Source organism: Kitasatospora sp. NPDC127116, assembly GCF_042677365.1.
Lineage (GTDB): Bacteria > Actinomycetota > Actinomycetes > Streptomycetales > Streptomycetaceae > Kitasatospora > Kitasatospora lactacystinica.
The window spans coordinates 19,122-31,366 of sequence record NZ_JBHXTL010000079.1 but is presented as its reverse complement, the minus strand read 5'-3'; the positions used below and the strand labels follow the sequence as shown (position 1 = coordinate 31,366).

Annotated in this window: 11 protein-coding genes; 5 read left to right on the top strand and 6 right to left on the bottom strand. The window is 75.1% G+C overall.

The features are described from left to right. Nucleotides 1-112: 112 nt before the first annotated feature. From ACFVHV_RS28055 to ACFVHV_RS28045, 3 genes are all read left to right on the top strand, one after another. The gene (locus ACFVHV_RS28055) at nt 113-502 is read left to right on the top strand and encodes an SCO5389 family protein (protein WP_380354479.1); all 390 of its coding nucleotides are present in this window, start codon (nt 113-115) and stop codon (nt 500-502) included. A 276-nt stretch (nt 503-778) separates the two neighbouring features. After that, nucleotides 779-1,822, top strand: coding sequence for an LLM class flavin-dependent oxidoreductase (locus ACFVHV_RS28050; RefSeq protein WP_359898374.1), 1,044 nt, complete (start codon nt 779-781; stop codon nt 1,820-1,822). A 181-nt stretch (nt 1,823-2,003) separates the two neighbouring features. Beyond that, nucleotides 2,004-2,645 carry a hypothetical protein gene (locus ACFVHV_RS28045; RefSeq protein ID WP_380354476.1) on the top strand — a complete coding sequence of 214 codons (642 nt, stop codon included), beginning with the start codon at nt 2,004-2,006 and terminating at the stop codon, nt 2,643-2,645. Between the two features lies 1 nt (nt 2,646). Here ACFVHV_RS28045 and ACFVHV_RS28040 read toward each other — a convergent pair whose 3' ends face one another. After that, nucleotides 2,647-3,123 (bottom strand): Uma2 family endonuclease, encoded by a 477-nt coding sequence (locus ACFVHV_RS28040; protein WP_380354474.1) that lies wholly within the window; start codon nt 3,121-3,123, stop codon nt 2,647-2,649. Nucleotides 3,124-3,233: 110 nt separating this feature from the next. On the opposite strand from ACFVHV_RS28040, the gene ACFVHV_RS28035 reads away from it, so the two are divergent. Beyond that, the gene (locus tag ACFVHV_RS28035; RefSeq protein ID WP_380354472.1) at nt 3,234-4,250 is read left to right on the top strand and encodes an NADP-dependent oxidoreductase; all 1,017 of its coding nucleotides are present in this window, start codon (nt 3,234-3,236) and stop codon (nt 4,248-4,250) included. Between the two features lie 101 nt (nt 4,251-4,351). Here the strand turns inward: ACFVHV_RS28035 and ACFVHV_RS28030 are convergent, their stop codons facing one another. The 3 genes from ACFVHV_RS28030 to ACFVHV_RS28020 form a co-directional block, all read right to left on the bottom strand. Next, nucleotides 4,352-5,788 carry a WGR domain-containing protein gene (locus ACFVHV_RS28030; RefSeq protein ID WP_380354506.1) on the bottom strand — a complete coding sequence of 479 codons (1,437 nt, stop codon included), beginning with the start codon at nt 5,786-5,788 and terminating at the stop codon, nt 4,352-4,354. Between the two features lie 171 nt (nt 5,789-5,959). After that, nucleotides 5,960-8,065, bottom strand: a complete 2,106-nt coding sequence (locus ACFVHV_RS28025; RefSeq protein ID WP_380354470.1) for a hypothetical protein — start codon at nt 8,063-8,065, stop codon at nt 5,960-5,962. Nucleotides 8,066-8,354: 289 nt separating this feature from the next. Continuing rightward, nucleotides 8,355-9,467, bottom strand: a complete 1,113-nt coding sequence (locus ACFVHV_RS28020) for a helix-turn-helix transcriptional regulator (RefSeq protein ID WP_380354467.1) — start codon at nt 9,465-9,467, stop codon at nt 8,355-8,357. Between the two features lie 193 nt (nt 9,468-9,660). Here ACFVHV_RS28020 and ACFVHV_RS28015 point away from each other — a divergent pair, with 193 nt between their 5' ends. Continuing rightward, entirely contained in the window at nt 9,661-10,059 is a 399-nt protein-coding gene (locus ACFVHV_RS28015; RefSeq protein ID WP_380354464.1) for a VOC family protein, read from the top strand. Between the two features lie 136 nt (nt 10,060-10,195). On the opposite strand, the gene ACFVHV_RS28010 is transcribed toward ACFVHV_RS28015, so the two are convergent. Together ACFVHV_RS28010 and ACFVHV_RS28005 are read right to left on the bottom strand one after the other, a co-directional pair. Then, nucleotides 10,196-10,813 (bottom strand): response regulator transcription factor, encoded by a 618-nt coding sequence (locus ACFVHV_RS28010; RefSeq protein WP_359898366.1) that lies wholly within the window; start codon nt 10,811-10,813, stop codon nt 10,196-10,198. Then, complete coding sequence (locus ACFVHV_RS28005; RefSeq protein WP_380354461.1) at nt 10,810-12,243, bottom strand: sensor histidine kinase; 1,434 nt, start codon at nt 12,241-12,243, stop codon at nt 10,810-10,812. The genes ACFVHV_RS28010 and ACFVHV_RS28005 overlap by 4 nt, the downstream gene beginning before the upstream one ends. Nucleotides 12,244-12,245 lie beyond the last annotated feature (2 nt).

The window sequence follows — 12,245 nt, the reverse complement described above, 5'->3', positions numbered from 1 at the left end:
TCTTGCAATGGTTTTCATCTTCGATAACCGGTGCGGGTGAGCGCTGCCCGTTCCGCCGGTCACCGCTGCCCGCCACCGGTCGAAGCCCACGCATCCCCGAAAGAGGACCTCCATGTCGCTCGACGTCTCCCCCGCCCTCCTCGCCCAGGCCCAGCAGGGCCGCGTCGACGAGGCCGACTTCCTCGAGACCGTCCGCACCTCCCTCCCGTACGCCTACCAGGTCGTGTCCGGTCTCAGCACCGAACTCGCCACCGGCCAGGAGGAGTTCACCACCGACAACACCACGCCCAGCGACGAGCAGCGCGCCCAGCTGCTGCGCGCGCTCGCCAGCAACGCGATCCGGGGCAGCCTGGAGAGCCACTTCGGGGTGAAGCTCGCCTTCGTCAACTGCCACCGCGTCGGCGCCTTCCGCCCCGGCACCGAGGACGGCGCGGCGTACCGCGAGTTCACCTCGCTGCACAACCAGATCCGCAACCAGAGCCCGGAGCTGCGCAGCTGCTGACAGCCCCCGAAGGCGGCCCGGACGCGGTCCGAGCACAGCCCGGGCAAAGCCCGGGCGCTACCCGAGCCGGCCCGGGCGCGACCCGTATCACGGCGGCTCCCACCCTGCCCACCGGGGTGGGAGCCGCCGCACGTGACACCCGCGTTGCGCCGTGTTGCGGGCCGGTGACCGGATCGTGCGTCGATCTTGTCGGACGGCGCGGCGCCCGCTTACGTTCGAAACGCACCATCTCGACCGGCCCTCACCGGGCCGCCCCTCACCCCCGCGGAGCCCACCATGTCGCCGACCCCTCGCCCGCTGCGGAAACTCGGCTTCCTGACCATCGGGCTCTTCGACGAGGCGGACCCCCGCCGCGGCCACGAGTCCACCCTCGACCTCATCACCCTCGGCGAGCGGCTCGGCTTCGACAGCGCCTGGCTGCGCCACCGCCACCTCCAGTACGGCATCTCCTCCCCGATCGCCGTCCTCGCCGCCGCCACCCAGCGCACCAGCCGCATCCAGCTCGGCACCGCCGTCACCCCGCTCGGCTGGGAGAACCCGCTGCGGCTCGCCGAGGACCTGGCCACCGTGGACGTGCTCTCCGGCGGCCGGCTCAACCCCGGCTTCAGCGTCGGCCCGCCCACCCACTACGAGCAGGTGCGCGGCGCGCTCTACCCGGACACCGGCGAGCAGGAGGACTTCAGCCCCCGGCGCGCCGAACGGCTGCTCGCCCTGGTCCGCGGCGAGGACGCCTCCGACTTCGCCGGCACCGAGGGCATCGAGGTGTACTCCCGCCGCGTCCAGCCGCACTCCCCCGGCCTGGCGTCCCGGCTCTGGTACGGCGCCGGCAGCCTGCGCTCGGCCCGCTGGGCCGGCGAGCAGGGGCTCAACCTGCTCACCAGCAGTGTCGTGAAGCCGGAGAGCGAGGAGGGCCCGCTCGACTTCGCCGCCATCCAGGCCGCCCAGATCCGCGCCTTCCGCGAGCGCCACCCCGACGGCGAGCGCGCCCGGGTCTCCCACGGCCTGGTGGTCATCCCCACCGACAGCGCCACCCCCGAACAACGCGCCAAGTACCGGGCGTACGCCCTCGCCCGCACCCCGCGCACCCTCGCCCCGCAGGGCCCGGCCCGGCTGCTGTTCGCCCCCGACCTGGTCGGGACGACCGAGGAACTCGTCGAACGGCTGCACGCCCACGCCGGCTACCGCGAGGTGGACGAGGTCGCCTTCGCCCTGCCGTTCACCTTCGAACACGAGGACTACGTGCAGATCCTCACCGACCTGGCGACCCGGCTCGGGCCCGCCCTCGGCTGGCGTCCGCAGCCGGCGCCCGCCGAGGGCTGACCCGCCCGACCCCTTCCCTGTCCCTGTCCCTGTCCCTGTCCCTGTCCCTGTCCCTGTCCCTGTCCCCAACAGGCGTACAGACAGCGGGAGTCGGCCGCAACCACCGCGTCCGGCACGGCGTCCCAAGCCGGTACGGACGGACGGCCGGCCCGGCCGGACGCCACCCCGGGGGGAGACCGCGATGGGGCCCTACCACGCCACACCCGTACCGCCGCCGCCCGCCCTGCACCCCTGCCCGAACTGCGGGCTCACCGACCAGGTCCGCGGCGTCCCGGCCGTGTACCACGCGGGGAGGACGCGGGTCACCACCCGCCCCTCGCAGGGGAGCGGCGACCACCGGACCCGCGAGGTCGTCTCCGACCTCGCCCGCGCCCTGGCACCCGTCCCGATCCGCGACCAGCCACCCGGCCGCGCGGCGACGGCACTGGGCGCCGTCGCCCTCGTGATCGCCTTCTTCACCTTCTTCGCCGGGAACTTCGCCCGGCAGTTCGACGACGACGCGCCCGCCTTCGCCGCACCGGTCCGGGACCACCACGCCTTCGAGATCCCCGTGGTGATCCCGGTGGTCGCCGTCATCGCCGGAACCGTCCTCCTCGTCACCGCGGCCGCGCTCCGCGCCTCCGCCGACCGCGAACTCGCCGGCCGGCCCCGGGCCGAGCACCTCTGGGCCCAGGCCTGGTACTGCGCCCGCTGCGGCACCGCCCACTTCCCGCCCACCACCGGCTCGCCCACCGGCGTGCCGACGGCCGCCCTCAGCCTCCCGGAGTTCCGCCGCGTCGTCTGGACGGCCGGCGGCTACGGCCACCTCGCGGACCGGTACTGACTCAGAACTCGCTGGTGTCGAGGTCGAGTTCGAACGGCTCGGGCAGTCGCACCGGCACCCCGGACGGGTGCGGCCCCTCGACCCGGGTCCAGCCGAGCGCGCCGGGTTGGGAGAACAGCGTGCAGGCCCGCTCCTGCCGGTCCACCAGGAGGTAGAGCGGCGCACCGAACTGGGCGTAGCGCCGGCGCTTCACCGTCCGGTCGGTGTCGGCACTGGAAGGCTCGGTCGCCTCGACCACCAGCAGCGTCCGGTCAGGCGTCAACGCCCCGCCGTGTACGGCCAGTTCAGTCGGCACGACGGCCAGGTCCGGCACGTAGCGGTCCGCCGTGCCCGGCAGGGCCAGATCACCGGAACCGGAGCACAGGCCGCTCGGCCGCAGGGCCGGGGCGAGCTGCTGCCGGAGCAGGTCGACGGTGCTCTGGTGCGCCCAGGAGTGCGTCACCGGGACGGCGGCCCCCTCGATGATCTCGCTCTCCACGCGGCGAAGCCTATCGGTCTCCACTGATGTCCCGCTCTGGCCAATTGAACAAGCGCTTGCTTAGAATCGGGCGCGTTCAGCCGTCGAGCCCGAGCGCCCCTGGAGACGTCATGGCCGGAGCCACCGGAGTCAACCGTCAGATCCGCCTTGCCAGTCGGCCGGTCGGGGAGGTGCGTCCGGAGGACTGGGCGCACGGGGAGGAGGCGGTGCCGGAGCCGGGCGAGGGCGAGTTCCTCGGGCGGACGCGGTACGTGTCGCTGGATCCGGCGATGCGGGGATGGCTGGACGACCGGCCGTCGTACCTGCCGCCGGTGGGGCTGGGCGAGGTGATGCGGGCCGGCTCGGTGGTGGAGGTCGTGGCGTCGAACCACCCGGGGTTCCGGGTCGGGGACCACGTGGTCGGGGCCTTCGGGGTGCAGGAGTACGCGGTCTCGGACGGGAAGGGCGCGCTCACGGTCGATCCCGCGCTCGCGCCGCTGTCGACGTACCTGGGCGCCCTCGGGATCCCCGGGATGACGGCGTACTTCGGGCTGCTGGAGGTCGGGGCGCTCAAGGAGGGCGAGACCGTCGTCGTCTCCGGCGCCGCCGGGGCGGTCGGCAGCATGGTCGGCCAGATCGCCAAGCTGAAGGGCTGCCGGGTGGTGGGCATCGCCGGCGGCCCGGAGAAGTGCGCGCTGCTCACCGGCGAGCTGGGCTTCGACGCCGCGATCGACTACCGCACCGAGGACGTCCGCAAGGCCCTGCGCACCCACGCCCCGGACGGCATCGACGTCTACTTCGACAACGTCGGCGGCCCCGTCCTGGACGCCGCGCTGACCCGCCTGGCGATGCACGCCCGGGTGGTGGTCTGCGGCGCCATCAGCCAGTACAACAACGAGGGCGCCGTGCAGGGCCCGTCCAACTACCTCTCCCTGCTGGTGCGGCGGGCCCGGATGGAGGGCTTCGTGGTGTTCGACTACGCCCGCCGGTACCCGGAGGCGGCCGCCGAGCTCGCCGGCTGGATCGCGGAGGGCCGGATCAAGGTCAAGGAGCAGGTGGTGGAGGGCACCGTGGACGACTTCCCGGAAACCCTCGGGATGCTCTTCCGGGGCGAGAACACCGGCAAGCTGGTGCTGCGGCTCGTCTGACGCACGGACTCCCCGGGCGGCCGTCACCCCCCTACGGCCGCCCGGGATCGGGGCCCGGGATCGGGGCCCGGGCCCCCGGGGTCGGACACGGAAGCCCGGGGTCAGAGCAGTCGCTTGATCTCGCCGCGAGCCCGGTAGAAGCCGCCCGAGGCGGACTCCCGCACCTCGGCGACCAGGTAGCGGGCCCCGGCGATCCGGATGTCCTTGGGGAACTGCACCCGCCACGACGGGTCGTAGCCCTGCGAGACCACCCGCATCCGCAGCCGGACGCCGTCCTGGACGCACTCGACCTCGACCTCGCCGCCGGTCCGGGCGGTGACCACCTCGACCGTCTCCGGCCCGGCGCCGGCCAGCACCGGCTCCCAGCCCGCGCCCTTGATCTCGGCGGTCTCCGGCAGCGTGCCGTCCTCCGCCGCCCGCACCGCCTGCTCGCCGGCGTCCAGGCAGGCCAGCGAGCCGTCGGTGGTCACCAGGTAGAGCCGCCCCGCCCGGTACTGCATGCTGTACGCCGAGCCGCAGCCGGTGGCGAGCTTCCACAGCCGGGTGCCGTCGGCGGCGAAGCAGTACACCGAGGAGTGGTTGTCCCCGGCGAAGACGTACTCGCCGTCCGGGGAGGCCGCGCAGGAGAAGACGGCGGCGTCGCAGCGGTAGGCGGCCACCTCGGCGCCGTCCGACTTGCGCAGCCGGTGCACCCAGCCGCGGCCGGTGCCGGCGAACACCTCGTCGGCCTCCTGCCAGCCGAACAGCACCTCGCCGTTGGTCGGGGTGTGCCACCGCTGGTCGCCGCTGCGGTTGTCGTAGCGGGCGACGCCGCGCGAGTGGCCGTGGTAGACGCCGTCGGCGTCACACCGCACCATCCAGCCGGACCGGCCGTCGGCCTGGCGGCGCCACTGGAACTCGTCCTCGTGGTCCACCGTCGTGAGCCCGCCGCGCTCGTCGGCGACGCCGAGCACGCCGTCGTGGATGTCGAGCCAGAAGATGTCCACGTCCTGGGCGATCTCGTACGCCACCCGCGGGACCTTGCCGCCCAGGTCGTACACCTTGCCGTCGTCGCAGCCGGCGTAGATCCACCAGTCGTCGGCGACGATGCACTTGACGCCGTCCGGCAGGCCGTAGCGGGCCGTCACCTCGCCGTCGTGGGTGAGGGTGTACACGTCGCCGCGCTCGTTGCCGACCCAGGCGTGCTCCTCGCCGACGAAGATCCCGAAGGCGGGCGAGCCGGAGCGGAAGCGCCACAGCAGCGGCGCCTGACGGGCGGTCGAACGGCTGCTGACGATCTGCCGCCTGGTCACCGCCCGGCGCTGGCGCACGCCCCGGACGGCCGGGGCGTAGCCCTTGCGGACCTTCTCGCCGATCTTCTTGGCCGCCGACGCGGCCGCCTTCTCCGGGCTCGGGAACGTCGTCGACTTGCTCTGCCCGGGCTCGCCTATCCGCCCGTAGCGCACCGTCACCACCTGGCCGGCGAGCCGCACCTCGTAGAACTTGTGCGCGCTCCCCTCGTCCTCGGACAGTTCGAGGTACGTGACCTGCTCTTCCACGGCGACGGACACGACGGAGTCCCCTTTCGGGCAACGGAGATGGGGGTCGGTTCGGGACCGGCCCGCCGACACCTCCCAAGCTACGGCCTGGCACTGACAGTCGGCTCCGGCCGGCCCCGGCTCGGCGCAGCTCGGCCCGGCTCGGCGCAGCTCGGCTCGGCGCAGCTCGGCTCAGCGCAGCTCGGCCAGGAGGGCGCGCAGCCGTTCGTCCTCGCGGACGATGTCGTACGCGAGGCCGGAGGTGACGATCCGGCCGTCGCGCTCGACGAGCTCGCCGACGTACCGGAGAAGGCCGCTGTCCCGGGCGGCGGCGCCCAGCGCGTGCAGCGCCTCGCAGCCGCCCGTGACGTCGGCGCCCGTCTCGACCGCGTGGAGCGCGGCCCGGGCGAGGCGGCCGAGGTCGACGGTGTCCGGGTCCGCGATGTCGAGCAGGGCGCGAGCGGCGCCGGCGGCCTTCTCCGGGTCGTCGAGCAGCGCTTCCAGCCGGGGAATCAGGTCCCGGCCGGCCGCCCCGAGGGACGCGGCCGCGCGCAGCGCGCCGACCACCGTCCAGCGGGCCCACAGCCGGCTCCCGGCGGTGCGGTCGAGGACGGACGCCAGGATCCGGACGGCCTCCTCGGCGTCGCCGTCGATCTGCCAGACGGCGCGGGCCGTCGCGACGTCGGCGTCCAGCTGCGGGGCGGTCGGCTCCGGGTCCTCGCTGACCGCGGCGAGCAGGGCCGGGAGCAGCCCGGCGGCGGCCGGGCCCAGGTCGGCGGCCGCCCGGGCCGCCTCGGCCCGCTCGCGCGAGGCCGCCAGCCGTTCGGTGGCGGCGGCGAGCAGGAGGTCGGGTTCGCCGGTGACGTCGTAGTGGGCGCGGGCCGCCTGGAGCTGTCCCGCCTCCGCCCGCAGCGCCTCGGCGGCCCGCTCGCGCGCCTCGGGCGGGCCGCCGGCGACGACGGCCGCGACGGCGGAGGCGGCGTACGGGAAGCGGGGCAGCACCGCGCACAGCTCGGGCAGGCCGGCGACGGCCCGCGGACCCCACCGCCGCAGCAGGTGGACCAGGTCGGCGGTCTCGTTGGTGCCGAGCCCCTCGACGGCCAGCCGGGCGCGCACGGCGGTGAGCAGCTCCGGGTCGAAGGGGAAGGCCGGGGCCCGCGAGTCACCCGCGGCGTTGCGGGCGCGCGGGCGGCGCTCCAGGTCGCGGGCCAGCAGCGGGGCGGCCTGCCGGGGGGCGATCCGGACCAGCGCCGCGAGGGCCTCGTCGGCCACCTCGTCGCCCGGCCCGTCGCCCGGCCCGTCGTCCGGCCGGTCGGCGAGTCCGACGAGCACGGGGGCGGCCTCGGCGGCGAGCGGGCCGAGCTTGGCCAGCAGACTCGCCGCGGTGTCCTGGGCGGCGAGCGGGGCGACGGCCGGGATCAGCCGGGACGGGGCGCCGCGCGAGACGTAGCAGGCGTGGTCGGCCGCCCACAGGGCCTCGGCCTGCACCTCGGGGCGCGGGTCGCGCAGGGCGGCCTCCAGCAGGTCGAGGGCCGCCTCGCGGTCGGCGTCGGTGTCGCGCTCCAGCAGGGTGTCGACGACCGTGTACAGCAGCTCCTCCTGGTCGAGGCTGTAGCGGTCGACGGTGAGCTCGCGGGCGGGCAGCAGGCCGAGCACGGCCGCGTGGTGGACGGCCCCCCAGCGCTCCTCGTTCCGCAGGCAGACCAGGACCGCGGCCAGCCGCAGCGGCACCGGGGTCTCCTCGCCGAGCAGCACCCGGGCCTCCCCGGCCGCCGCGCTCAGGTCCACCCGGCCGAGGGCGACGAGCAGTTCGGCGGCCACCTCCGGATCCTGCTCGGCCGCCCAGCGCTCCCCCAGGGCGGACGGCGCGGCCGCGCCGTCCCGGGTGTGGCCGACGGCCCAGGCGGCGGCCAGCCGGACGGTTTCGTCCGGGTCGGCCAACAGCGGTATCAGGAGCGGCAGTTGGGTAACCACGGCAGCCCGGACCGCGCCCTCGGGGACCTGCCACTCGTCCTCGCTCTCGGCCAGCCCGCCCAGCAGGCACAGCACGTCCACCGTCCGGATCCCGGCGGCGGCGATCCGGGCCAGGTACGGCACGGCGTCCACGCTGGCCGAGTACACGGTGCCCTGGTGGAGGATGCTCCCGTACAGCTCGGAGACCGCCTCCGCGGCCGCCCCGTCGTCGCCCTCGGCGAGCGCGCGCAGCAGGTCGGGCAGGTCCTCGGCGCAGCCGTAGGCGTGCGAGACGGTGGCCCAGGGGTGGTCGTCGAGCCCGGCGAGGGCGGTGGTGAGGTCCATGGCCGCGATCCTGGCAGGCGGGACCGACAACGCCGCCGGGCGGGGAATACCGCAGTGACGGGGGCGACGCCGCTGCCGGTGCGCCCCGGGTCCGGACGACCGCGCGTCAGCCAGTGCCCGAGCCACGACCGCCGGAACCCGGGTATCGGCATCATTGTCAGTGCCCCGCGCTACGCTCCCGGCACCCTGAGGAAACACCGGGGCCCGCTCCCTCGAATTCGCCTACGGGGAGCGGGCCCCGGACTTCGCCGGGGCCTCCCCGGCGGTCCACGCAGACGCTGCGGTCCCGTCAGGTCCGGCGGGCGTGCGAGGCGAGGCGGTCGGCGAGGGCGGTGACGAGGCCTCGAAGCTCCTCGGGCCGTTCGATCACGAAGGGACGGTCGATCGCGGCGAGCACCGGAGGCAGCCAGTCGAGTCGCTCCGCCCGGAGCTCGACACGCAGCCAGCGCTCGGAGCTCTTGTCCGCGTCCGGCTCCGGCTCCAACTCCGGCTCCGGCTCCGGCTCCGGCCGCGGTTCGGGTTCGGGTTCGGATTCGGGTTCGGGTTCGGGTTCGGATTCGGGTTCGGGTTCGGGTTCGGGTTCGGGTTCGACCAGGATCGCGACGCTCTCCGGGAGGTGGCGGCGGATCCACTCGGGCGTCGCGCGGATCCGCAGCGTCACCTCGTGCCGGTAGTCGGCCGTGGCCAGGCCCGACACGACGCGCTCGGCCGGCTCCGGTCCGGTCGGTGCCTCGAAGGAGCCGGGCAGGGCCCTCGCGTCCATGACCCGGTCCAGCCGGAGGGTCCGGTCCTGGCCGATCCCCGCGTCCGCGCCGGTGACGTACCACCGGCCCGCGTGGGCGACGATCCCGTACGGATGCAGCGTGCGCTCGCTGGGCCGGCCGTTGCGGTCGGTGTACCGGACCGCGACCGGCCGTCGATGGCGCACCGCGTCGGCGAGGGTGAGCAGGACCCCGGTATCCGGTGCGCCGGCCTCGCCGGGCCGGTCCGTGGTCCCGAGCGGCCGGTCCGTGAAGGAGAGCGACTCCAGGAGCGTGTCGAGTCGGCCGGCCAGGTGCCGGGGCAGCACCCGCCGGATCTTGGCCGCCGCGGTCTCTCCCGCGGTGCGTTCGGCCGTCGCCAGTCCGGCCCTGGGGCCGGTGAGCAGGCCGAGCAGCACCGCCAGGGCCTCGTCGTCCCCGAGCATGAGCGGGGGCAGGCGGTGTCCGGGTGAGAGCCGGTAGCCGCCGTACCGGCCGCGTACGGACTCCACGGGCACGTCGAGGTCGACCAGGTGGTCCACGTAGCGCCGCACGGTTCGGCCGTCCACGCCGAGCCGGTCGGCGAGCTCGGCCACCGTGCGGGTGCCGCCCGACTGCAGCAGTTCGAGCAGGGTCAGCACGCGGCCGGTGGGTCGGGACATGGCGAAAGTCTAGGACGAATAGGGGACCGATTCTGTCCACTATTCCTCCTAGTCTGCCGAACACACGACCGGATGTCCGGACGACCGCACGACCGCACGACCGCACGACCGCACGACCGCGGCCGTTTCCGCTTCGCATCCGTTTCCGTTTCCGCTTCCGTTTCCGTTCCGGCATGACCGAGGAGAACACCCCATGGACTTCGTTTCGATCCGCATCATCACCGGCGACGTCGCCCGACTGGTCGACTTCTACGAAAGCGCCCTGGCCGTCCGGGCGCAGTGGGCCACCGAGGACTTCGCCGAACTCCGGACGGCGGGCGCGACCCTCGCGATCGCCGGGGTCCGCACCGTACCGCTGTTCGCCCCCGGCTCCGCCCGGCCGGCGGCCAATCACAGCGTGATCACCGAGTTCCTCGTCGACGACGTGGACCGGGTCCACCGCAGCCTGTCCGGGTTCGTCACGGACTTCGTCAACGAGCCCACCACGATGCCCTGGGGCAACCGCTCGCTGCTGTTCCGCGACCCCGACGGCAACCTCGTCAACTTCTTCACCCCCGTCACCCCGGCGGCCGTCGCGAAGTTCGCCCGCTGACCGGACGCCCCGCGTACCGCCCGCCTCCACCGGGTGGGCGGCACCACGGCCGCGTCCGTGCCGTCGCGGCCGGCGCACGCCGACGGCCGGAGAGAGCCGGAGCCCGGCGGCCGGGCGCTGCCGGCCGGGACGGCGCTCAGAGCCAGCCGCGCTCGTCGGCGACCCGCAGGGCCTCGCTGCGGTTGCGGGTGCCGGTCTTGGCGATGGCCGACGAGGAGTAGTTGCGGACCGTTCCCTCGGACAGGTAGAGCTTGGCGGCGATCTCGGCCACCCCGGCGCCCGAACGGGAGGCGTTCAGCACGTCGCGCTCCCGGGCGGTGAGCGGGGAGGCGCCCGCCGCAAGGGTGGCGGCGGCCAGTTCCGGGTCCACCACCCGCTCGCCCGCCGCGACCCGGCGGATCGCGTCGGCCAGCACCTCCGCCGGGGCGTCCTTGACCACGAAGCCGAGCGCGCCCGCCTCCATGGCCCGGCGCAGGTAGCCGGCGCGGCCGAAGGTGGTGAGGATGACGACCCGGCACCACGGCGCCTGCTGGGCCAGCACGGCGGCGGCCGCCAGGCCGTCCAGCCCGGGCATCTCGATGTCGAGCAGGGCGACGTCCGGCCGGTTCTCCCGCGCCGCCTCCGCGACCTGGTCGCCGCGGCCGACGGCGGCGACCACGGCGAAGTCGTCCTCCAGGTCGAGCAGGGTGCACAGCGCGGTGCGGACCAGTTCCTGGTCCTCGGCGAGCAGCAGGCGGATCGGGCGGATCGTCATGTCGTCCCTTCGTGGCCGGAGTCGGGGCTGGCGGGATCCGGCCCGGCGGCGTCCGGCCCGGCGGATTCGGGTCCGGCGGGGCCCGCACCGCCCGGCGGGACGGTGACCAGCAGCCGCCACCCGCGCGGGTCGAGCGGGCCGGCCTCGACCGTACCGCCCACCGCGGCGACGCGTTCCCGCAGCCCCGTCAGGCCCTTGCCGTCGCCCGTACCGCTGTTGCCCCGGCCGTCGCCCGTGCCGCCCGTACCGCCCGTGCCGCCTGCACCACCCGGCCCTCCCGGTCCGCTCCGGGCGGCGGCGGCCCCGTCGTCGCGGATCTCCACCGAGGTGGCGGTGAGCAGCACCGAGCAGCGCTCGGCCCGGGCGTGCCGGACCACGTTGGTGATCCCCTCGCGCAGCACCCAGCCGAACAGCTCGCGCTCCCCCGGCGCGACCGCGTCCGCCGCCGTCGGCAGGTCGGCCACCACCCCGGCGGCGCGCAGCAGTTCACGGCCGCGGGCGATCTCGCCGGCCAGCGTCACCTCGCGGTAGCCGCTGACGGCGGCGCGGACGTCGGACAGCGCCTGGCGGGACAGCGTCTCCACCGCCGCCATCTCCGCCACCGCCAGGTCCAGGTCCTTGCCCGCGAGCCGCTGGGCGAGGCGGGACTTGACGGTGATCGCGGTGAGCGAGTGCCCCAGCAGGTCGTGCAGGTCCCGGGCGATCCGGTTGCGCTCGGCCTCCGAGGCGAGCCGTGCCACCTCGGCCCGGGCGGCGACCAGGGCGTCGTTGGTGGCGGCGATCCCGGCGAAGGCACCGCAGGTGAGCGAGGTGAACAGCAGGGCCAGGGCCTGGAATCCGCCCGGACCGGTGTGCCAGGGGCGCACCGCCCAGGGCACCACCAGCGCGGCCAGCGTGCCGGCCGCCACCACCCGGGCGGCGTGCTCGCGCCACTGGATCGCCACCGCGGAGACGACCACGGTGGCGAGGAAGAAGGCGTCCTCGTGGGCGAACGGCAGCGCGGCCAGGAACAGTGCCGTCATCATCGCCAGCAGTGGCACCGTCCAGCGCCGCCGGCCCAGCCCGAGGGCGAGGGCCAGCAGCGCGTAGCAGAGGCAGAACGCGACGACCACGGCGTACCCGGCCACCGCGGCCGCCCCGGAGACGGTGCCGCCGACGGCGACGGCGGTGAGTGCGGGGAAGACCATCATCCCGCTGGCCAGCAGCGGGCGCCGCCAGCCGTGGCCCCAGTGCTGGACGGGACCCGGTGCGGCCCCCGGGCCGGGGGCCGCGGTCGCGCGGTCCGTTTCCGTGCGGTCCGTATCCACGCGGTCCGTGCCCGTACGGTCCGTACCCACGCGGTCCATGCCCGCACGGTCCATGCCTGCGCGGTCGCGGTCTCCCGCGCGGTCGCGCTCGCGGTCGTCGCCCGCGCGGTCGAGGCCGGTCACCC

What these genes read in the sequence shown, in the direction of transcription:
- ACFVHV_RS28025 (WP_380354470.1), bottom strand. Translation starts at nt 8,065, where the DNA reads ATGGACCTCACCACCGCCCTCGCCGGGCTCGACGACCACCCCTGGGCC.
- ACFVHV_RS28020 (WP_380354467.1), bottom strand. Translation starts at nt 9,467, where the DNA reads ATGTCCCGACCCACCGGCCGCGTGCTGACCCTGCTCGAACTGCTGCAG.
- ACFVHV_RS28055 (WP_380354479.1), top strand. Translation starts at nt 113, where the DNA reads ATGTCGCTCGACGTCTCCCCCGCCCTCCTCGCCCAGGCCCAGCAGGGC.
- ACFVHV_RS28035 (WP_380354472.1), top strand. Translation starts at nt 3,234, where the DNA reads ATGGCCGGAGCCACCGGAGTCAACCGTCAGATCCGCCTTGCCAGTCGG.
- ACFVHV_RS28050 (WP_359898374.1), top strand. Translation starts at nt 779, where the DNA reads ATGTCGCCGACCCCTCGCCCGCTGCGGAAACTCGGCTTCCTGACCATC.
- ACFVHV_RS28015 (WP_380354464.1), top strand. Translation starts at nt 9,661, where the DNA reads ATGGACTTCGTTTCGATCCGCATCATCACCGGCGACGTCGCCCGACTG.
- ACFVHV_RS28045 (WP_380354476.1), top strand. Translation starts at nt 2,004, where the DNA reads ATGGGGCCCTACCACGCCACACCCGTACCGCCGCCGCCCGCCCTGCAC.
- ACFVHV_RS28010 (WP_359898366.1), bottom strand. Translation starts at nt 10,813, where the DNA reads ATGACGATCCGCCCGATCCGCCTGCTGCTCGCCGAGGACCAGGAACTG.